Source organism: Acidovorax sp. SUPP1855 (genome assembly GCF_030158955.1).
Classification (GTDB): Bacteria; Pseudomonadota; Gammaproteobacteria; order Burkholderiales; family Burkholderiaceae_C; genus Paracidovorax.
The window spans coordinates 67,907-88,906 of sequence record NZ_BQXI01000003.1; the positions used below are offsets into that span (position 1 = coordinate 67,907).

Annotated in this window: 17 protein-coding genes; 2 read left to right on the forward strand and 15 right to left on the reverse strand. The window is 67.6% G+C overall.

What is annotated here, in order from left to right; all coding sequences use genetic code 11:
- Positions 1–7: 7 nt before the first annotated feature.
- The 8 genes from AVMA1855_RS03405 to AVMA1855_RS03440 all read right to left on the reverse strand — a co-directional run bounded on the left by AVMA1855_RS03405 (position 8) and on the right by AVMA1855_RS03440 (position 14,642).
- Positions 8–4,624, reverse strand: a complete 4,617-nt coding sequence (locus tag AVMA1855_RS03405) for a type I polyketide synthase (protein WP_284424608.1) — start codon at positions 4,622–4,624, stop codon at positions 8–10.
- Positions 4,624–9,996: a non-ribosomal peptide synthetase gene (locus AVMA1855_RS03410; RefSeq protein ID WP_284424609.1), complete on the reverse strand. Its 5,373-nt coding sequence runs from the start codon at positions 9,994–9,996 to the stop codon at positions 4,624–4,626. Before AVMA1855_RS03410 ends, AVMA1855_RS03405 begins: the two co-directional genes overlap by 1 nt.
- A 20-nt stretch (positions 9,997–10,016) precedes the next feature.
- On the reverse strand, positions 10,017–11,006 hold the full coding sequence (locus tag AVMA1855_RS03415) for a TauD/TfdA family dioxygenase (RefSeq protein ID WP_284407648.1): 990 nt from the start codon (positions 11,004–11,006) through the stop codon (positions 10,017–10,019).
- Positions 11,003–11,692, reverse strand: coding sequence for a 4'-phosphopantetheinyl transferase family protein (locus tag AVMA1855_RS03420; protein ID WP_284424610.1), 690 nt, complete (start codon positions 11,690–11,692; stop codon positions 11,003–11,005). Before AVMA1855_RS03420 ends, AVMA1855_RS03415 begins: the two co-directional genes overlap by 4 nt.
- Positions 11,670–12,407 carry a thioesterase II family protein gene (locus AVMA1855_RS03425; RefSeq protein ID WP_284424611.1) on the reverse strand — a complete coding sequence of 246 codons (738 nt, stop codon included), beginning with the start codon at positions 12,405–12,407 and terminating at the stop codon, positions 11,670–11,672. Before AVMA1855_RS03425 ends, AVMA1855_RS03420 begins: the two co-directional genes overlap by 23 nt.
- Positions 12,408–12,412: 5 nt before the next feature.
- Positions 12,413–12,691, reverse strand: coding sequence for an MbtH family protein (locus AVMA1855_RS03430; protein WP_272564786.1), 279 nt, complete (start codon positions 12,689–12,691; stop codon positions 12,413–12,415).
- A 531-nt stretch (positions 12,692–13,222) separates the two neighbouring features.
- On the reverse strand, positions 13,223–14,158 hold the full coding sequence (locus tag AVMA1855_RS03435; protein WP_284424612.1) for an alpha/beta hydrolase: 936 nt from the start codon (positions 14,156–14,158) through the stop codon (positions 13,223–13,225).
- 262 nt (positions 14,159–14,420) lie between these two features.
- Positions 14,421–14,642, reverse strand: a complete 222-nt coding sequence (locus tag AVMA1855_RS03440) for a hypothetical protein (RefSeq protein ID WP_284424613.1) — start codon at positions 14,640–14,642, stop codon at positions 14,421–14,423.
- A 210-nt stretch (positions 14,643–14,852) separates the two neighbouring features.
- On the opposite strand from AVMA1855_RS03440, the gene AVMA1855_RS03445 reads away from it, so the two are divergent.
- Together AVMA1855_RS03445 and AVMA1855_RS03450 are read left to right on the forward strand one after the other, a co-directional pair.
- Complete coding sequence (locus AVMA1855_RS03445; RefSeq protein WP_284424614.1) at positions 14,853–15,872, forward strand: hypothetical protein; 1,020 nt, start codon at positions 14,853–14,855, stop codon at positions 15,870–15,872.
- A gap of 65 nt (positions 15,873–15,937) precedes the next feature.
- Positions 15,938–16,333, forward strand: a complete 396-nt coding sequence (locus tag AVMA1855_RS03450) for a hypothetical protein (protein WP_284424615.1) — start codon at positions 15,938–15,940, stop codon at positions 16,331–16,333.
- A 94-nt stretch (positions 16,334–16,427) separates the two neighbouring features.
- Here the strand turns inward: AVMA1855_RS03450 and AVMA1855_RS03455 are convergent, their stop codons facing one another.
- The 7 genes from AVMA1855_RS03455 to AVMA1855_RS03485 all read right to left on the reverse strand — a co-directional run bounded on the left by AVMA1855_RS03455 (position 16,428) and on the right by AVMA1855_RS03485 (position 20,927).
- Positions 16,428–17,486, reverse strand: coding sequence for a formylglycine-generating enzyme family protein (locus AVMA1855_RS03455; protein ID WP_284424616.1), 1,059 nt, complete (start codon positions 17,484–17,486; stop codon positions 16,428–16,430).
- A gap of 103 nt (positions 17,487–17,589) precedes the next feature.
- On the reverse strand, positions 17,590–17,835 hold the full coding sequence (locus AVMA1855_RS03460) for a hypothetical protein (RefSeq protein ID WP_284424617.1): 246 nt from the start codon (positions 17,833–17,835) through the stop codon (positions 17,590–17,592).
- 132 nt (positions 17,836–17,967) lie between these two features.
- Positions 17,968–18,645 (reverse strand): 4'-phosphopantetheinyl transferase family protein, encoded by a 678-nt coding sequence (locus AVMA1855_RS03465; RefSeq protein WP_284424618.1) that lies wholly within the window; start codon positions 18,643–18,645, stop codon positions 17,968–17,970.
- Complete coding sequence (locus AVMA1855_RS03470; RefSeq protein ID WP_284424619.1) at positions 18,638–19,042, reverse strand: thioesterase domain-containing protein; 405 nt, start codon at positions 19,040–19,042, stop codon at positions 18,638–18,640. Before AVMA1855_RS03470 ends, AVMA1855_RS03465 begins: the two co-directional genes overlap by 8 nt.
- 105 nt (positions 19,043–19,147) lie before the next feature.
- Complete coding sequence (locus AVMA1855_RS03475) at positions 19,148–19,387, reverse strand: DUF4880 domain-containing protein (RefSeq protein WP_284424620.1); 240 nt, start codon at positions 19,385–19,387, stop codon at positions 19,148–19,150.
- Between the two features lie 155 nt (positions 19,388–19,542).
- The gene (locus tag AVMA1855_RS03480) at positions 19,543–20,067 is read right to left on the reverse strand and encodes a sigma-70 family RNA polymerase sigma factor (protein ID WP_272548815.1); all 525 of its coding nucleotides are present in this window, start codon (positions 20,065–20,067) and stop codon (positions 19,543–19,545) included.
- Positions 20,068–20,591: 524 nt separating this feature from the next.
- A complete protein-coding gene (locus tag AVMA1855_RS03485; protein WP_272564798.1) occupies positions 20,592–20,927 on the reverse strand; it encodes a DUF6172 family protein in 336 nt (111 codons plus the stop codon).
- Between the last annotated feature and the right edge of the window lie 73 nt (positions 20,928–21,000).

Below are 21,000 nucleotides of genomic sequence, written 5' to 3' on the forward strand. Positions count from 1 at the left end.
GGCAATCTTACGAATAGAGTGGCGAGGCGGTTGTCGGACTGGGCTCGGCTTCGGCGTCCAGAAACTGGATTTCCTCGATCAACCGGGTTTCAACGAATTCGGCCAGCCGCCGCACCGTGGGCGTGCGCAGCAAGGCCGCAGGATGGATTTCGACGCCATAGGCCTGGCGCACGCGCGCCAGCAGTTGGATCGCCATGAGGGAGTCGCCGCCGAGCTCGAACAGGTTGTCCTCGGCGCCCACAGGAGCCACGCCAAGGAACCCGCTCCAGAGCGCGGCCAGCCCGGTCTCCAGCTCGCCCTCGGGTGCTACGAAGCCGGCCAAACCACCGGGCCGCGCCTGGACGCATGGCGACTCGGCCGCCACTGCCGAGGCCACAGGCAGTGCCTGAGTCAGCAACGCGGCGAGGTCGGCATGGCGGCGCGCTTCGAGGTCTGTGGTGGATACGCAGACATGGGACCGCACCGGGCTGGCCAGGATGTGCTCGAACAGGCGCACGCCCTGCTGCGGCCCGATGCCTACGCCCTCGGGCATGGACGTCTCCGCAGCCATGCCCACACCGCGCCACCCGTCCCAGCCCACAGAAATCAGCGGCCAGCGGGCCCCGCGGCCATGCGCGACGGCCAGGGCATCCAAACAGGCATTCGCAGCCGCGTAGTCGATGCGGCCCAGGCCACCCGCCACGGCGGCCAGCGAAGAGCACAGCAGCATGAAGTCCAGCGGCTGCCCGTCAAGGGCCGCCAGCAAGGCCCGCGTTCCCTGGAGCTTGGGTGCGAGCACCTGCATCACGGCGGGTGCCAGCTTGTCTGCAAGCATGCCTTCGCCAGCCAGACCGGCCGCGTGAATGACGCCATGGATTTCGCCGAACGCGCACCGCACCTGAGCGAACGCGGCGCGCAATTGGGATTCTTCGCCCACATCGGCTTCCACCAGGCAAAGCTGCGCGCTCAGGCCTTCGATGTCCAGCAATTGCTGCAGCCGGGCGCGCAGCGCGGGTGCCGTCTGCGCATCCTGCACCAGCGCCTGCCACTGGCTACGCGCAGGCAGCGGCGAGCGGCCCAGCAACACCAGCCTGGCCTGCCAGTGCTCCGCCAGGTGCCGGGCCAACGCAAGCCCCATGCCGCCCAGGCCACCAGTGATCACATAGCAGCCGCCACGGCGCAGGCGTGGCGCGGGCGTGGAGGAGGTCTGCATCGCGATTCGCTCGTAGCGCTTGGCCCAGCGGTGTGGGCCGCGCAAGGCTACGCAGGCCTGTGCGGGCTCGTTGAACTCCGCGAGAATGCGATGCGCCAGCGCAGTGGCTTCATCAGCCGCACACTCCTGCGCAGGCAACACATCCACGATGCGGCAGGCCATGCCCGGCAGTTCCTGCGGAATCACGAGGCAGGGGCCATGAAGCATGGCCTTGGCAGGCTGCAAGGCCTCGGTGCCTGTCACGTCCTCCAACCCGTCCGTGACCAGCAGCATCTGCAGCCCATCGGCTGCATGCACCGCAGGAAGGGAGTCCAACGCCTGGGCCAGGGCCAGCGGGGCCAGCAGGCAGCGCTCGGCAGCCTGTGCGTCATCGAACGGGCCCAGGCTCCAAAGGTGGCAGATGTGTGCCACGGGGCCGACCTCGGCCGCAATCTGCTCCAGCGCGCTCATCCAGTCGCCACGCTCGGCCATGCGCAGCGCATGGTGCCCAGCGCCCAGACGCTCGTGGCGCAGGCCGGGCTCGATGCGCACCAGCGGGGCGGACTGGGTGACGGACCAGACTTGCGCCAAGGACTCAGCCAGCGCCGATCCGGACTCGGCCAGCAGCAGCAAGCAGCCACCAGCCTGTGCGACCGCGGCTTGGAAGTTAGGCAAGGCGCGTTGCCAGACCGGGGCATACAGCCAGTCGAGGGGATCGCGTCGGGTCTCCGCCATGGAAGACATCGGGGACACCGTTGTCTCCTGGCCTCGTCCTGCGGCGGCAACCCAGTGCGATTCACGCTCGAACGGATAGCTAGGCAAAGGCACGCGACGCGCACCCTGCGCGCTGCGCAGGAGTGGCGCCTGGGCCGCTTCCAGGCCCGCTGTCCAGAGCTGGGCCAGGCAGCGCGCTGGCTGGTCGGACTGGAGTTCCTCGCGATTGACTCCGGCCTGCGAGGCCAGCACGGGACGCGAGCCGGCCTGGGGATGGCGCCGGGCCAGGCTGGTGAGACTTTGGCCGGGGCCGACTTCCAGCAGGATGCGGTCGCTTTTTTCCAGCAGCGTGTCCAGCCCCTGGGCGAAGCGCACCGTGCCACGCAGGTGTCGCAACCAATAGCGCGGGTCCTGGGCCTCTTCATCACCGATCCAGCGGCCGCTGAGATTGGAGACGAAGGGAATGGCGGGCCGGCTGAACGCAACCCGGGCCATCTTCTGAGCGAAGGCGTCAAGCGCGGGATCGAGCAGCGAAGAATGGAAGGCGTGTGACACCTGCAACCTGCGCAGCAGCACGCCTGTGCCTGCCAGTGCCTGCTCGGCTGCCGCAATGGCTTCGGGCCGACCCGAGAGCACGCACAGATCGGCCGCATTGACGGCGGCGAGATCGCAGCCTCGACCCAGCCAGTCCTGCAAGGCAGACTCGGGCAGGCCGACCGCCAGCATGGCGCCAGGCGACGTGGACTGCAGGATGCGGCCGCGCGCAACGACCAGATCCAGCGCATCGCCGAGCGTGAAAACCCCCGCAATGCAGGCCGCCACGTATTCGCCAATGCTGTGACCCAGCATGGCCTCAGGCTGCAGGCCCCAGGACATCCACAACCGCGCCATGGCGTATTCGACGATGAACAGCGCGGGCTGCGTGGCTTCGGTCCGGGCCAGCGCCCGCGCTGCCTGCTCGTCGGACGCATGCGCCAGCAGCCAGGGCCGCAGGTCCATGCCGGTCTGTCCCCTCACCGTGTCACAGCAGCGGTCCACGATGTCGCGGAACACGGGCTCCTGCGCGTGCAGGCAGCGCGCCATGCCCGCATGCTGTGCACCCTGGCCCGGGAACAGAAAAGCCACGCCGGGCTGCGGCGAAAGCACGCTGCCCTTGAAATGCACCGGGGCCGCCGGACGGCCCAGTGCCTCGATGGCCTGGGGCACGTCCTGAGCCAGCACGGCCAGTCGATGCGCATGGCGCTTGCGGCCCACACGCAGCGTGTGCGCCACATCGGCCAGGGCCAACCCCGGGTGCTGCTCCAGATGCCGGGCCAGTTGGCTGACCGAAGCCTGCAACGCCTGGGGTGTTCGGGCCGATAGCAGCAGCAATTGAGGGGCCTGTTCGATTGCCCCAGGTGGAGAGGCTTGCAGCATTGCGGGGACCTCCTCCAGCACCACATGCGCATTGGTACCGCCCATGCCGAAGGAGCTCACGCCTGCACGCCGGGGAAACGGGCCGGCAGGCCAATCCTGCGCCTCGGTCTGGACGCGGAAAGGGCTGGTGGCGAAGTCCACGCGCGGATTGGGTGTGGCGAAATTCAGACTGGGTGGCAGCGTGCGGTGGCGCAGCGCCATCACGGCCTTGATCAGGCCGGTCACGCCGGCCGCTGCGTCCAGATGGCCGACATTGGTCTTGACCGACCCGAGGGCACAGTGGCCAGGCGCGCGCCCTGTCGTGCCAAAGGCTTGGGTCAACGCCGCGATCTCGATGGGATCGCCCAGCATCGTGCCCGTGCCATGGGCCTCGATGTAGCCCACGGAAGCCGCATCGACCCCAGCCATGGCCTGGGCCGCGCGTATGGCCTCGGCCTGACCATCCACGCTGGGCGCGTTGTAGCCGATCTTGCGTGCGCCGTCGTTGTTCACGGCACTGCCACGGATCACGGCATGGACGGTATCTCCGTCGCGCAGCGCGTCGTCCAGCCGCTTGAGCACGACCAAGCCCGCACCGCTGCCCAGCATGGTGCCATCGGCGCGCGCATCGAAGGCACGGCAATGGCCATCCGAGGAAAGGATGGCGCCCGCCTGGTGCAGGTAGCCCGCGCCTTGCAGCAAGTTGAGCCAGACACCGCCGGCCAGGGCCATGTCGCACTCGAAGCCCAGCAGCGACTGGCAGGCCATGTGCACGGCCACCAGCGAGGTGGAGCAGGCCGTCTGCACCGTCACTGCCGGGCCGCGCAGGTTGAGCTTGTAGGCCACGCGCGTGCACAGCGCATCGGCCGCATTGCCGTTGAGCAAGGCGATCAGTTCGGCAATGCCGCCGCTCCACTGTGCACGCCCCAGCAGATGTCGCATGAGGTAGAGATTGGCGCCCGCACCCGCGAACACGCCGGCCGCCACATCCAGCCGCTCGGCGTCGTAGCCCGCGTTCTCCAGTGCTTGCCAGGCGCTTTCGAGGAAGATTCGCTGCTGGGGATCGATCTGGCCAGCCTCGCGCGGCGTGTAGCCAAAGAAGCCGGCATCGAACCAGTCCATGCCCTCGAAAACCACACCGGCCTTCACGCAGGCCGGGTCGTCCAGCAAGGCCTGGTCCGCGCCATGGGCCCGCAACGCTTCATCGCTGAAAACGGTCACGGATTCGCGGCCTTCGCGGATATTGCGCCAGAGCGCGTCCACACCGTCCGCACCCGGAAACCGCCCGCCCATGCCGATGATGGCGACTTCCACGCCACTGTAGCCCGCATCCTGAGCACGCATCAATTCACCTCCTCGGTCAGGCCGCGGCGGCCCAGCAACGCCGCGCGACGGCGCTGGGCGCGTTCGTCGGCCTGCAGGTCCTGCGCAGCGCCAGACACAGATCCGACACCGGCGCCACGTTGCGCTTCGATGCGACGCGCCAGCGTGGCCACGGTTGGGTACTCGAACATGTCGATCACCGAGAGACCGCTACCCAACGCATCCTCGATCAGCCGGTGCGCGCGGATCAGCAGCAGCGAATGCCCGCCCAGGTCGAAGAAGCTTTCGTTGGCGCCTACGCGTTCGAGTTGCAGCAACTCGCGCCAGATGGCTGCAATGGTTTTGGCCACGCCACCTTCGGGCGCCTCGAACGGCCGCGTGCCGTCGCCATGTGCAAACGTGGGCACCGGCAGCGCCTTGCGGTCCACCTTGCCGTTGCTGTTGAGCGGCAACGTGTCCAGACGCACGAAGAGGGCCGGCACCATGTAGTCGGGCAGACTGCGTACCAGCTGCGCCTTGAGCGTGCCCGGGTCCTGCAGCGCAGCGCCCTCGCCGGTCAGATAAGCCACAAGCCGACTGCCACCTTCGGTCGGCGCCGCGACCACCACCGCCTCGCGCAGACCTTCGACGGCCAGCAGGGCCGCCTCGATCTCGCCCAGCTCGACACGGAAGCCGCGGATCTTGACCTGGTGGTCCAGGCGGCCCAGGTACTCGATCTCGCCCTGCTCGTTCCAGCGCACCAGGTCGCCCGTGCGGTAGGCGCGCTCGCCGGACTCGGCCGAGGGGCTGGCCACGAAGCGCTCGGCCGTGAGCGCGGGCCGGCCCCAGTAGCCCCGCGCCAGCGCCAGACCGCCCAGCAGCAACTCGCCGGCCACGCCACGCGGCACGGGGTGGAAGCCGGCGTCGACAACATGCACCTGCACATGGTCCAGCGGCCGCCCGATGGGCACTGCCTGAGGGCCGGGCTCGCGGCAATCGTGGTAGGTGACTTCGATGGCTGCTTCAGTGGGCCCGTAAAGGTTGAGCAGGCTGGCGCCGGGCAGCATGGCCAGCGCACGGTCACGCAGCTCGGCCGGCAGCGCCTCTCCGCTGCAGACGATGTGCCGCAGCCCCGAGCAGGCCTGGGCATGGCCGCTGGACAGAAAGGCCTGCAGCATGGAAGGCACGAAGTGAATGCAGCTGACGGCGTGGCATTCGACCAGGGCCGCAATGCGCGCAGGATCGCGGTGCTCCCCAGGCCCTGCCAGCGCCAGGCGGGCACCCGTGGACAGCGGCCAGAAGAACTCCCAGAACGAGATGTCGAAGCTGAACGGCGTCTTCTGCAGTACGGTGTCCTGTGCACTCAGCGGGTGGTGTCGCTGGCCCCAGGCCAGGCGGTTGCACAGCGCACGGTGGCGGTTCCCCGCGCCCTTGGGCCGCCCCGTGGAGCCCGAGGTATAGATGACATAGACCAGGTTCTCGCCCTGCATGGCGACCGCAGGGTCATGGGCTGGCTGAGTGGACAGGTCGAGAGCATCCACGGCCAGGCACAGGGGCTGTAGCTCACGCGGCAGCCGCACCATCAGGCCCGACTGGATCAACAGCACGCCGATGCCGCTGTCCTCGGCCATGTAGCGCAGGCGCTCGGCCGGGTGCTCGGGGTCCATGGGCACATAAGCGCCACCGGCCTTCATGATCGCCAGCAGGCCGACGACCATCTCCAGCGAGCGCTCCATTGCGATGCCGACCTGGACTTCGGGGCGCACGCCGAGAGCAATCAGGTGGTGCGCCAATCGGTTGGCGCGCGCATTGAGTTCGCCATAGCTCCAGGCGCCGTCCCCGAAGACCAGGGCCGTTGCCTGTGGGTCGCGGCGCACCTGCTGCTCGAACTGAGCGTGTACCAGCTCGGGCACGGCATGGCCGCCCTGTCCCGTCTGCCAGGAAACGAGCTGGGCACGTTCTGCATCCGATAACAAGTCCACCTCGCCCACGGCAACCTCCGGGCCAGAGGCCAAGGCCTCCAGCATGCGCACATAGTGCTGGCCCAGGCGCTCCATGGTGGCGGGAAGAAACAGCTCGGCCGCATAGTCCATGCAGATTCGCACGGCACCGCCCGCGCGCTCGCGGACTTCCAGAGAGAGCTCGAACTGCGCGGCGCCTCCAGGCACTGCGACCGCCTCAGTCGCGCAGCCCGTCATGCGCTCGAAGCCGCGCAGATCCTCATGCACATGGTTGAACAGCAGCTGGAACAGCGGCGGGTGCGACAGACTGCGCTGAGGCTGCAGGTCTTCCACCAATTGATCGAAAGGCAGGTCCTGGTGGGCCTGGGCCTCCAGCGTGGCGCGCCGGGCTGCGGCGAGCACCTGGGCCAGCGGGGTACGGCCGTCGATCTCGGCTTGCAGCACCAAGGTGTTGACGAAAAAGCCGATCAAGCCCTGTGTGCCCGCATGCTGGCGGCCCGCCACGGGCACGCCCAACCGCAGCACCGGCTGGCCCGTGTAGCGGTGCAGCACAGCCTGGAACCCTGCAAGCAGCACCATGAACAGGCTGGCGCCAGACTCGGCGGCGCGCATGCGCAGCGCATCCACCAGCGGTGCACGCAGCGCAAAGCCATGCTGGGCGGCCGAGTAGCTGGCCACTGCGGCGCGCGGCCGGTCGCTGGGCAGGGCCAGCACAGGATGATCGCGGCCCAGTTGCCGGCGCCAGTAGGCCAGTTGCCGCTCTCGCACCCCGCCATCCAGCCAGGCCGCATGCCAGGCCGCGTAGTCGGCGTACTGCAATGCAGGGGCCGCAGGCTCGGCGGCGGCCGCAGGATCTCCCAGATGGAGATACTGCTGCGCGAGTTCGTCCAGCAGGTTCTGCATGGACACGCCGTCGGACACGATGTGGTGCATGACTAGCACGAGGCGGTGGTCATGCGGCCCAAGCCGCATCAGCAGCGCGCGCAACAGCGGGCCAAGGCCCAGGTCGAAGGGCCTGGCACGCAGGCGGAGCGCCTCGTCGCCAGCGCGCTGTGGATCGGAGCCCAGGTCCAGCAGGTTGAATTCCAGGCCGCCCGCGTCAAGCACATGCTGTTCGGCAGAGCCATCGGCCGCAGGCCGGAACACAGTGCGCAACGCGTCATGGCGCGCCACCAGGCGCTCCAGGGCCGCGTGCAGCCGTTGCGCATGCAGCAGGCCGCCCAACCGCAGTTCCACCGCCACGTGGTAAGCCGTTCCCGCAGGATCCAGATGCCAGAGAAACCACTGCCGCTGCTGGGCATGGGAGAGGGGCTGCGCCTCGCCGCGGTCGCGCGCCACGGGGCCTGGGCGTGGGCCTGACGTGGTGGTGCGATTGGCGTGGGCAGTCGCCTGATGCAGCTCACGCAATGCAGCCGCGCATTCTGAGAAGCGGGGCCGGTCAAAGAGCAGGCCGGGCGCGAAGTCCACACCCCAATGCGCCGATACGCATGCGGCCAGTTGCGCGGCCGAAAGGGAGTTGCCGCCCAGCAGGAAAAAATGGGGATCGCCCTCAGGCAGCTCGGCGCAGCGCAGGGTCTCGCACCAGATCGCTGCCAGAGCAGTCTCGGTTTCGTCGCGCGGCGCGATGGAGGCCGTTTTGGACGCGTCCGCATCGCCATTCGCATTGGTCGCGGAATCCACTGCCTCCACGAAGGCCCCGTGCTCCCAGACCGCATAGGCGTCCAGGCTGCGCTGCGCCCAGCCCTTCTTGCAGGCTTGGCGTTGGAGCTTGCCGCTCGATGTTCTGGGCAGGGCGCCGGGTTCGAGCAGGACCACGACGGCCGGCGCCTCGCCAAAGGCCGTGGCCACGGCCACGGCCAGTGCATCGACCAGGGCCTGGCGTGGCACCAGTTTTTGCAAGCCGCGTGAAATCTCGGCCGCCACACCTATGCCCTCACCCGCAGGTCCATCCACCGAAAAGGCCGCCACGCGTCCCTTGCGCACGGCTTCCACCTCGGCCTCGACCACGCGCTCGATGTCCTGCGGATAGAGGTTGTGGCCGCGCACGATGATCAGGTCCTTGATGCGACCTGCCACATGGACCTGGCCGCCGTGCACAAAGCCCAGGTCGCCCGTGCGCAGCCAGCGCTGGCCGGCATGTTCGACAAAGGCCTGTTGCGTCTCCTGCGGCTTGCCCCAGTAGCCCTGGCTGATGCTGGGGCCGCGCGCCCAGATTTCACCCACGCGGCCGGATTCCAGAACCTTCAGGCTGTCGGGGTCGACAATTTCTACGGCATGGCCGGGAACGGCAGGGCCGCAGCCCACGAGCAAGGTCTGGGAAGCCTCGGGACCCTCAGCAGCGTTGCTGGCAGGCTCCGCCTTGCCCAGGCCCAGGGCGTCGGTATCGAAGGCCGTGACGGCAGCGCCCGCGCCCCGTGCGCCGCCCGTGATGAACAGGGTGGCTTCGGCCAAGCCGTAGCAGGCATAGGCCGCGTCGGGCCGCAGGCCGCAGGGGGCAAAGCGCTGCGCAAAGGCCGAGACCGTGTCTGCGCGCACGGGCTCGGCGCCCGTATAGGCCAGTCGCCAGCTCGACAGGTCCAGTTGCGCCAGCTGCGATGGCTTGATGCGCTCCAGGCACATCCGGTAGGCGAAGTCGGGGCCGCCGCTGATGGTGGCGCGGTGGCGCGAGATCAGCTCCAGCCAGCGCACCGGGCTTTCAAGAAAGAGGCGCGGCGAAGTCAGCACCAGCGGCAGCCCGCTGTACAGGGGCTGCAGCAGGCCGCCGATCAAGCCCATGTCGTGGTAGAGCGGCGCCCATGAGACAAAGCGATCACCCGCGCCTATTTCCATGCGCTGCTGTATGGCAGCCTCGTTGGCGATCAGGTTGCCGTGGCTGACCATCACGCCCTTGGGCGCCGAGGTCGAGCCCGAGGTGTATTGCAGGAAGGCGATGTCGGCGCCGGTGGGCGCATGGAGGACCCATGCGGGGGCATCAGCGGGGTCTATGCGATCGGCGGCCATGGCGGCGATGCCGGCAAAGCGCGCATCGGCCCCGGGCAGGGCTTCAATGACTTCGGCCGTGCTGATCACACAGGCGGCGCCAGCGTCGCCGACGATGCCCAAAAGCCGTTCCAGATGCTGTGCGCGCAGCGATTCCAGCGGCGGTACCGGCACGGCAATGACGCCTGCGTAGAAGCAGGCGAGCATGCTGGCGGCATAGTGCTCGTCGTTGTCCATCATCACCAAGGCACGCGCGCCCGCAGGACAACGGTGCTGCAAATGGGCGGCCAGCGCTCGCACGCGGCGCTCGAAGTCGCCATAGCTGTGGTGGCGCTCGACCAGGTGGCCGTCCTGCATGGCGGCCACGGTGAGCCAGATGTCATCGGGCCGCTGTTGCGCCAGCCCCCTCAGATGCTCGACCAGGCTGGCCGGCGCCTGCCCCTCTGCTGCAATTGCACTTTGTCCACTCAGCATGTCAGCTGCCTCCCGGGTTCTCAGAAACGATCCAGATTGCTGCGCGGCTCGGCCATGGCGACGATGACCTTGCGCGGTCCCTTGAAGGGCGAGCGCGCATGGGCCACGAGCATGTTGTCCAGCATCAGTACGTCGCCCTGCTCCCAGGGGAAGCTGACGGTCTCGGCGTCGAGCGCGGCGCGCACCTCGGCAAAGATGTCGTCGCTGATCGTCGATCCGTCGGCAAAGAAGGTGTTGCGCGGCAGGTTCTCGATGCCGTAGATTTCTTCCAGCACCTCGCGCTCTTCGGGCTCGCGCGCCGAGATGTGGAACAGGTGCGCCTGGTTGAACCACACCATCTCGCCCGTCACGGGATGGCTTTCCATGGCCTGGCAAAGCTGGCGCGTTCGCAGGCCGTCGTCTTCCTTCCACTCCCAGTCCATGCGCGCATGGCGGCAGAAAGCCTCGACCTCGGCGCGACTTTCGGTGTTGAAGACCTTCTGCCAGGGCACGTCCATTTCGCCGAAATTGCGCACGTAGAGAATGCCGGGCTCGAACAGCTCTCGGATATGCGCCGGAATGCGCCGGTAGACCGCGCGGCTGTCGGCAATCGGCGTCTCTCCGCCCTCGGGCGACGCGGTGACGCAGTGAAACCAGATCTTCATGGGCCACTCGCGCGTATAGGCCTGCTCGTTGTGCAAGGGGATGCTCTGGTGGGCCGGGTACTCGGTGGAGGTGTAGACGCCCGCGCCGCTGGATGCCTCGACCGCGCTGCGTGGCGTGGAGGCAAATTCGTATTTCAGCAATGGATGGCCGAAGGCGGAAGCAAAGCGCTGGAAGGTCTCCACATCGGGCACGGAAAAACCGCGCAACAGCACGCCGCCCGTGGTCAGCAGCGCTTCGTCGATGTCGCGGCGCAGCGACTGCAGCGCGGCAAGCAGGTCCTGGCCTCGGTGGGCCGGCGTCATGAGCAGAGGAAGAAGAGATCCGGCGGGTGCCTTGCGCTCGAAGCGCTGAAGGGTTTCGTTCATGTCGATTCCTTGGTACGCCACGCAAGAGCTGCCGCGTAGCCCGGCGGCGCTGGCAGCGCCATTGCTTGAAAACCATTCCACTCGGGGACTTCGCTGGCAATCGCCAGCCGCCCATCCGCTTGGGGACTGATGTCGATGGAGCACAGGTGCTCGGCCACACCGATGCCGATGGCCTTGAGCACGGCCTCCTTGCCCACCCAGCGCTGGTAAAAAGCCGAGAGCACGTCGGGGGCGCGGCGCACGCTGTCGCGCTCCTGAGCCGTGCACACGACGTCCAGCATCACATCCGCATCGAGATCGCTGCGCTGCTGCTCAATGTCCACACCCAGGTGCATGACGCCGCAGGGATCAGCCAGAGCAATCAATGCGTGGTCTCCCGAATGCGAGACGTTGAACACCGGTGCGCACTGCGGCGCCTCATCCACGAAAGGCTTGCCATGGGGCCCCATGGACAGCGGTACTTCGGAAGGACAGCAGCCCAGCCGCTGCCCCAACAGGCAACGCACAGCGTTGCGGGTTTGCGCGAAGCGCACCCGGTCGGCCCGCCGCACGTAGCGCCGGGCGCGGCTGCGCTCCTCGGGTGTCAGGTGCTGCAGTGCCTGTTGCGCGTCGGCCTGCAGATCGAGATCCAGGCGAAAGATCTCGATGCCCGCCGGCAGCGCATCAGGCATGAGCGCGAGATGCATGGCTTTCTCCTGCCACCGACCATGCCAAGCGTTGCTGCAGTGCGGACAGCACCATGGCTTCATGCTGCTTGATGAAGAAATGGCCGCCATCAAACCAGTCGAGCGAGAAGCCCGTTGCCGTCTCGGCGGACCAGGCGTCCATGCGCTCGGCCGCGATGTCATCCTCACGCCCCGCAAAAACATGCAGCGGCATGGGCAGCGGTGGCTCGGCCGCATAGGCAAAGCTTTCGCAGACACGGTAATCGGCCCCGAGCACGTCCAGCGTGATGCGCATGAGCTCCGGACTGGCGAAGACGTCTTCGGGTGTGCCGCCCTGCTTGCGCAGATCGGCGATCAATGCCTCATCGTCGCCCTTGCGCGCAAAGCGCTCCGGATCGCGGCGTGAAGGCGCAGGACTGCCAGAAGCGACCACGGCCAGTGGCAGTTCGCACCCCGTGGCACGCAGATGGTGCGCCATGCCGAAGGCCAAGAGCGCGCCCATGCTGTGCCCGAACAGGACGAAGCGTCCTTGCATGGCACTGCGCTGCTCGCGGCAAACCAACGCCACCATCTGTGCGAAGTCCTCGACGGCCGGCTCGCCCAAACGACCTCCGCGCCCAGGCAACTCCACGGGAACCAGATGCATCCACTGCGGCAGTTGCCGGCGCCAGCGCAAATACATCGTGGCACTGGCGCCGGCGCAGGGCAGGCAGAGCAGGTTCAGGGGGGCAGCCATGCCGGTCAACCGGCAGCAGAATCAGACGTCTCCAGCCGGAGGGAGCCGGCATCCGAGCGAGCACGCTCCTGCTCTTGCATCCATACCCGCAAGGACTTGGGACGCATGTCAGTCCAGGTCCGGTCTACATACTCAAGCACCGTCTTTTTGTCGCCCTTGACACCCTCCACCGCGGTCCAGCCGCCCGGGACGGCTTTCCAATGGGGCCAGATGGAATATTGCTCTTCATGGTTGACCAGCACGATGAAGGTTTCGTCTTCGCGGTCGAAGCAGCTTGTAGACATGAGATCGTCCTTATGCAGTTAAACAGTGATGGAGTCGGCAAGGCCAACGCTTGTCTAACGAGACGATCGGAGATTGCTTTTGTTCATGCCGAGTCAGGCATCCAAGGCTGGCCGGCCTTGTCGCGCTGGAAAATGACCACGCTGCCGGTCGGGCTGTAGCGGGCACAATTGCACGTCCCGCCCTCCTCGACCGCACCGGGATGAGTGCTTCTGCGGGGCCTCCTCAGCGACCTTCCTGTCTCTCGGTGGGGAACAGGCATTGACAACCGCGACTCGCGTGACCTCATCTGCCCGGCCATCGATACTGCGAAGGACGGGTTCGGCGTGCAGGCGGTGAGGAACGCCTCAGGCTCCCCCGAGCCACCTATCCAAAGAGTTCTCACACCCGCTCATGCACGATGCGGGCGTGTTCAGGCATGGCACTCAAACGGCAAGCGACTCCCGCAAACGATCCCCTGCGTAGGCCTGCGCCAGCCGCGCCTTCTCCAGCACCGCGGCCGCACCGAAGAACTCGTGCGCGACGCCTTCGTATTACCGGCGCTCCACCGGCGTGCCGGCCTTTTGCAGGGCGTCTTCCAGCTTCGCTCCGTCGCTGCGCAGCGGGTCCAGGCGGGCGTTGATGATGGTCACGGGCGGCAACCCACGCAGGTCGGCGTCGATGAGGGACAGGCGGGGGTCGGCCAGGTCGTCCTCCGTGCGCACCAGATGGTCGACGAACCACTTCACCATCGCGCGGTTCAATGGCTTGGCGATGGCGTTTTCGAGGTATGACTCGGTGTTGAGGCGGGTCTGCGCCACGGGGTACACGCTCAGCACGTGCCGGGGCAGCGGCAGGCCGGCGTCCCTGGCGGCAATGGCGGTGGCCAGGGCCAGGTTGCCGCCGGCGCTCTCGCCAGCCAGCGCCAGGCGGCGGGAGTCGCCCCCGATGCGGGAGGCAAACTGGGTGAGCCAGCGGTAGCTGGCCAGGGCGTCGTCCCAGGCGGCGGGGAACTTGTGCTCCGGTGCCTGGCGGTAGTCCACCGACACGACGATGGCGTGCGCCTGCTTGGCCAGGCCCCGGGCACCGCCGTCATAGACCTCCTTGTCGGCGATGACCCAGCCGCCGCCGTGGAAGAACAGCACCACGGGCAGCTCGGCGCCCTGGCCGGTGGCGTCTTCCGGTGCATAGATGGTGGCCTGCAGTGGGCCGTTGTCGGTGTCGATGGACAGGGGCGTGGCGCGCACGCCGGGCACCAGCGCGGTGGGGTCGGTGGCGCGGCCTTGCTGGGTCAGCAGGTGTTTCACGGCATCCGCCACAGTGGGCTGGCTGCGGGCTTCCTGCACGCTGAGTTTCTCGATGGCCTTGGGGTGCAGCGCCTCGTGGGCCTTGGCCAGTTCGAGCTGGTCATCGTCGGCGCGGATCGCGGCGATGGTGTTGGACAGTGCGTTGACGATGGGGTTGGGCTCGCCGTGCTTTTCGTCGCTCATGGGACATTCCTTCGAAACGGTGAATGGATGAGCGGTCACTCTATGGAGGCTTGGTGGAGGGCTTGGGCAGTGCCGCGTCAGACGCCACGCCGGGGCAGCGTGCGGCGCACAGGAGGCGCGTTTGACGGCAAGTTTTACGGCAGGGGAAGAGCCACGCGCCGTGCGCCCGGTCACGGGGCGCAGGCAGATCACGCCCGTCACGCGAAGGAATGCGTGAAAAAGAAAGGATCAGTGGACTTGGCTCGTGCCTGCCCCGCCGCCCTCAGCGGAACCCGCCCCGTGTCGGGTCGTGTGGTAACCGCGCGGCGCGCGGGCCGCCTTCCACCCGGTCGGGAGCCACGCGTTGGCGTTGTTGCTCGGCCAGGGCCGTGCGCGCGAGATGCAGGCGCTCGGCCGCCTGGTGCAGAGATTGCCGCAGCGCCACCGCGGCCGATCGAAGCCGGCGCGCACGCTGGATGGGGTCTTCGTCGTCTTGCGTGGACATGCCGATCCCCTGGCAAACGGTGTTCCCGCGGGTAGCGGGGTGGCGGCCGGCAAAAGTCCGCGGGGCCTGCACGGCCTTCGCTTGCACGCCGATCGGTTCGGACTGCTCCAGGCGACGCAGCCAGCCAGACGGCACCATCCCCTTCAGCCACGACATGAAGCCGGCCGTCCGGTTGCAGTCGCCCCCTCTTTTTTGCATGGGATACGGTAAATGACATCGATATTCAGCTTCAACAAGCTGCGGACCGCCATGGGTTCAGCAGGCGCCTCGGCCGAACCGGCACCTTCCGCCACACCCGGCACGCCGAGCGGCAAAAGCAAGTCCTCGAGCGGTTTCAACGGGCTGCAGGGCCGCGAGAACCCGGCGCAGAGCGGTGGCATGGCCCCGCGCGGCCGCTCGCCGATGATGCAGGCGTTTTCCAACGCCGCGATGCACGCCCACGGGGCCGTGCACCAGGCATCGCAGGGCATGCAGAACGACGTGCAGAAGCTCAAGAACGGCTATTCGGCGTTCCGCGCCGAGTCCCATGCCGCGTCCCGCCCGGGCTTCAGCTATCCGCAACTGGCGGGGGAACATCGCCTGGCACAGGCCGACCATCGGCAGCGCGCGCAGGCGGCCTATTCCCAGGCGGCAGGCCATGCCCGTGCGTTTTTCGGGGAAACGGCCCATGGCATGTCGCAAGGAGCGCACCAGGCGGCGTCCTCCCTGGCATCGACGATGGAACGGTTCGATCCGCGCCGGCTGGCCCATCAGGCCAAGCGGTATGGCAACGCAGCCCTGCACCAGGCGACACAGGTGGCCATGGTGGGCGTGGGCGGCGCGCTGCTCGCAGGTGCGGCCGTGGCCCATGGCATGAATGCGGCACGGTACAAGGTGGGGCAGGTCGCGCACTCCGTCGCCCAGAGGGTGGACCACGCGGTCCAGTCGGCGGCGTACCGCGTGGACCACGCCGTGCAATCCGCGGCCCACCGGGTGGACCACGCCATGTACCGGGCGGAACACAAGATCCATAACATGGGGCATCGCATCGACCAAGCGGTGCAGTCGGCCGTCTATCGGGCCGAGCACAGGGTGCAAACCGCGCTCAACCAGGCGGCCTACCCGTTCCATGCGGCGGCGCACACCTACCAGTCGCTGGCGCATGCGGCATCGGTGTTCAAGCACGACATGGCGCATTTCGACCCTTACCGCATGTCAAACCAATACCAGCGATACCAGTCCAGCTGGTGATGCCGGTCGATTGCTCACAACGAACCTGATCGCCGCCTCGGCCACCTCATCTCGCAACATCTGCCATGACCACCGAATACCTCGCCGAAACCCCTGTGACCTCTGACGCATCGCCCCTTGAAACCGCTTGCGACGCACCACCGCCCCCGTTCGACGAACGGGCCCTGCTGGCGCACTATGTGCTGCGCGATTTCGAGCAAGCCGTGGCCAACGTGGAACAGCAGCTGTATGAATCCGAGCCCGCGCCCGATGCGTCGTCGGAGTCTCCTCCCACGCAGGAGGCCCTGGAAGCCTTGGCCGAGGAGCGCAGGGCGCTGGCGCGCGACATCGTGGTCGGCGCATGGCTCAACCGCAACAACCCGGATTGGGACCCGGCCCGGCCGGAAACCCATCGGCCCGATCCGAACGATCCGCTGCTGGCGATTCTCCAATCCGTGCAGGAGCCCGCACCCGCGGACTGACGGCATGGCAGCGTGAAGCCACGCTGCCCGACAGTCGCCGTGCTGCGGATGGACCGCCATTCAAGCGGCGCACGGCCGGGGGCCGCCATGGCCCTCAGCGCGCAGTGGGCGGCACGGCCTTTTTTCGGGACGCCGCCGCACCGTCGATCTCCCGCAGCAGCCGCACCCCCACCAGCGTGTAACGCGTGTCCGGGCTGTTCCAGTTGCGGTACGAGCACCGCGCATACAGCGGCCAGGTGTGCCAGGAGCCGCCGCGGCGCACGCGCACGTTGCCCTGCGCGGGGCCCTGCGGATCGTCGCGCGCCGACTCGGCATAGGCAGTGTCGCCGTGCCAGTCCGATACCCACTCCCACGCGTTGCCGACCATGTCGTGCAGACCGAAGGCGTTGGCAGGGTAGCTGGCCACCGGCGCGGTGAAGGCATGGCCGTCGTGGCCTTGGAGCGCCTGGGCCTGCCAGCGGGGCCAGTAAGGCACGGCGTCCTGGTCGAACGTGTTGGCGTGGCGCACCAGGCCTTCAGGATCGTCGCCGTGCGGATAGCGGGTGCGCGTGCCGGCGCGGCAGGCGTATTCCCACTCGGCTTCGGTCGGCAGGCGGTAGCGGTGGCCTTCGGTGCTGCTGAGCCATGCCGCCATCGCGTGCGCGTCGTGCCAGGTGATGTTGACCACGGGGTGGTCATCGCCCTGCGCAAAGCCCGGGTTGCGCCAGGAGTAGCGCCGGTCGCGCCCCTCGAAGGCGTCGCCGCGCGCGGTGCTGGCCGGATCGTAGCCGGGGTTGTAGCCATAGCCGCCCGTGCCGTCGGCCTCGGATTCGGCGCGGTAGCCCGATGCCTCGATGAAGCGGCGGAACTGGCCCACGGTCACCTCGGTCTGGCCCAGGTAGAACGCGCGGCGGATGCGCACTGTGTGCACGGGCGCCTCGTCCGCCAGCAGGGTGAAGCGCTGACGCTCCATGAGCGGGTAGGACGCCGCCAGGGCCTCGGGGGATTCGTCGCTGCCCATGCGAAAGCGTCCGGCCGGGATGCGCACGAAGGGCATGCCGATCAAATTGGTCCAGACCGTGGCGGCGGGCGGCTGCGCTCGCGCGAAGGTCGGAACCGCCAGCCCCAGCACCGCCGACAGGGAAGACAGAACACGGAGCGTGGAAGGGCGCATGGCGATTCCCTGAAGGTTCCCGGAGACCGGAGGGGATCAGTGTATGCGGGCGGGGGTGGCCTGCGAAGGGTTCAAGCCAAATTGGCTTCCACGGCATATATCACTATGGCATATTGCTACAAAAATAGGAGCAAATTTTCATCGACTCACCGTGCCCGCTGCCCTTCCACCCCGCCCCGCCCTGCCTGGGCCACGCCACCTGCCTGGCCACCACGCGGTCGGCCAGGTGGACGTCGCGGTTGTCACGGGAGATGACGTCCAGCAGGTGACCGCCCGAGCCCAGTTCGGTGTAGAAGAGGCGGCGAAAGGTGAGGTCTCGGTCGTCCACCCATCCGTCGGGCATCAGCATCGGGACCCCTCCACGGCGAGACAGGCACCAGCGCCAGCCGCTTGCGCTGCCCGTCCATTCCCATGGTGTGCACCAGCCCGTTCATTCCCTGAAGGCAGCGAGCGGCGGGCGGATGCGGCAGACCTCGGCCTTCTAAACGGGAGCCGGCAGCTTGCTGCGCCATGCCAGCGCCGCCACATAGCCCGGCGGTGCCGCGAGCGCCATGGCCTCCAGCCCGGACCATTGCGGCACGGTGCTTTCAACCGACCACCGGCCGTCCCGGCCGGGATGAATGCCCACGCAACGCAGGTGTTCGACAATGCCCACGCCGATGGCCTTGAGCACCGCTTCCTTGCCCACCCAGCACTGGTACAGGGCGCGCTGCGGATCGGTCGCCCGGGCCACCGGGACGCGCTCCCGATCGGTCAGAACGGTCTGCGCCAGGGAATCGATGTCCAGTCCTCCGCGGCATCGCTCGATGTCGATGCCTACGACGCTGACGGCACCCGGGTCCGCCACGGCGATCAGGGCATGGCCTCCCGAATGCGACACGTTGAACAGCGGCACCTCGCCACTCCGGTCAACGAACGGCTTGCCATGGGCATCCTGCGCCAGCGGCACCTCGGCGGGCCCGCAGCCCAGGCGGTCGGCCAGCAAGCGCCGGGTGGCCGCGCGGGTTTCGGCAAAGCGCCGGCGATCCGCCGCCCGCAGGAACCGGCTGGTGCGCACCCGCTCTGCCGGACTCAGAACGTCCAGGGGCAATGCGCCATCGCTTTCCAGATCGAAGTCGAGGCAGTAGCCCTCGATGCCCGTCGGCAACGGCTCAAGCAAGCGCTGCAGCGGCACGCGCACCCCCCGCTGTGGTCTGCGCCAGGCGGCACACGAACGGCGCCAGAAAGGGGCTTTCCTGTGGTCGCGAAGAGAAGTGCCCGCCGTCTAGCCAGCCGCGCGTGCGCGTCGCGCTCGACTCTGCCGACCAGGCCTGCATGCTCAACGGATCGATGCGGTCCTGCCGCCCAGCCAACACGTGCCACCGCACGGGTAAAGCGCCTGGCTCGGTGTGGCGAAAGCTCTGGCACACCCGGTAAGCCACCGCGAGCGCATCCAGCGTGAGGCGCAACAGCCCGGCGCTTTTCCAGGCCCCCTCCGGTGTACCGACTGGATCCCGCAAGTCGGCGATCAGCGCGGCATCGTTGCCTTTGTCCACGAACCGATTCGGTTCACGCATCGAGGAAAGTCTCGTCGTCGCAGTCGAGGCCGCTGGTTGACATGGATACGTCCTTGGGCGGTGGAGAGGAAATGGCCGCACGACGCCGGCAGCCAGACAGACGGATCAGTCCTGCGCCTTGGGCAGGGCTTGCATCGAGGTGCTCTCCTCCAGATCGCCCATGGGTGCCGTCAGGCCGGCCAGCAGCCAGAGCCGCGCCGCCTTGTCGTACGCCTTGCGGTGCGCCTCGTCGGCCGCCAGCCAGTGCATCATCGCCGCGCGGGCAGCCGGGTCGAAATTCTCTCGGTCGTACTCGCGCTGCACCCAGTCCCACGCCACGGCCCAATGGGGGTCGGCTTGTGTCATGCCTCAAACTCGCTCGCGCCGCGGCGCATCGGTGGCCAACCGACCGGATGCGGATGCACCGGCCCTGACTGACGGCCACCTTACCGCAAGTGGGCCTCGCCGGGCAAAGCGCTTTTTCGGAAAGTGCGGAGTTCGATGGCGCCGTGGCGAACGGCTCAATCGTCCGTGAGCAGGTGGTGCAGGGCGGCAATGGCCTGGGTGGCCTCGGCGATCAGCCGGTTGACCAGCCCCAGCGCGCAGCCCAACGAAATGGCGATGTCGCGCTGCGTCATGCCATCGAGCCGGTACAGCTGGAATGCCACGCGGGTTCTCGTGGGCAGGTCCGCCAGCGCCTTTTCGATCAGGCCCACGAGCTGCCGATCGCGCATCAGGCGGTCGGGCGACCCGGGCCCGGCCACCTCCAGGGCTTCGACATCCATGCCGGAGGCAACGCAGTTGCGCTCCACGGCCTGCCGCCGGCAATGGTCGAGCGCCAGATTGCGCACCACCTGGCAGCAGTAGCCGATGGGCTGGTCGATCTTGCGTTCGCTCGCACCGCCGACGATGCGCAGATAGGCGTCCTGCACGATGTCGTCCGCCAGATCCATCGTGCGAACGATTTTGTGCGCCACGCGCAAAAGCTGCGCCCGGTTGGCCACGAACACCTCTCCGAGCGATGGCCCGGACGAATGCAAAGACATGTACAGCACCTCCCAGTGAACTGAATAAATCGCCACGGTCCGGGGCGGCTGACTGCCTTGCCCCTGGCCCGGCGGGGCGCCCGCCTACCGCCCCGTTGCCATCCTGCGCCAAAAGAGCAAGCGGTTATTTCATGAACTATTTCATCGATCATCCATGAAATGTTAATGAGAATTATTATTAATTGGTGACAGAAAGAAACCGCGAATCCGCGGTGACTGACCTTACCCATGAAGACGTGCGAGCGCGGAAGATGAAGACAGGGGGATGGCGCCAACGCACGCGTCCTGCTGCATGGCCTCGGTCAGAAAATGCTGCGAACCGCCACAGCGGCGCGGGGATCGCCTCCGATCCCGGGCCCTCGGAAGGTGGGCGACGCCTTCCACAGAGCCAGGGCCGGGAGCGCTCCTCTCAAATATTTGCTACTGAATTCATAGCAACAACGGCAAACAATCCGCCGGCATGAGCGGCTTTTGACTGCCATGACTGCCAATGGCAGCCAGCGGACCTTCTCCGCTGCTTCGGCCTACCCCTGCGCGCCCTCGTCGTCCCCTTCGTCGTCCGGGGCGGCACGCCGCTCGTGCACGGCCTTCACGGCCGGGCGTGCCAGCACCTCCACATAGAAGGCATCCGCCCCGTCCGCCGCCGCAGCGCCCACGCGATCGATCAAGTCGGCCAGCGGCACGGTCTCCGCAGACTCCTTCGTCAGGCCGAAGCGGCAATCGAAGTCCCAGTAGTTCGATCCGGCGGGCAGTTCACGCTTGCGTTCGCGGCGCAGGTATTGGCGGATTTCATGCTTGACGCCATCCAGAACACGCTCGCGCTGCTTGTTGGGGGAAATGAGGGTGAAGTTTTTTCGCATGGGCGATGGTAGCCCCAGTGGGCCGCCCGCCATGCCCGCGCCACCGCATGGCCGCCATGGCAAAGAAACTTGA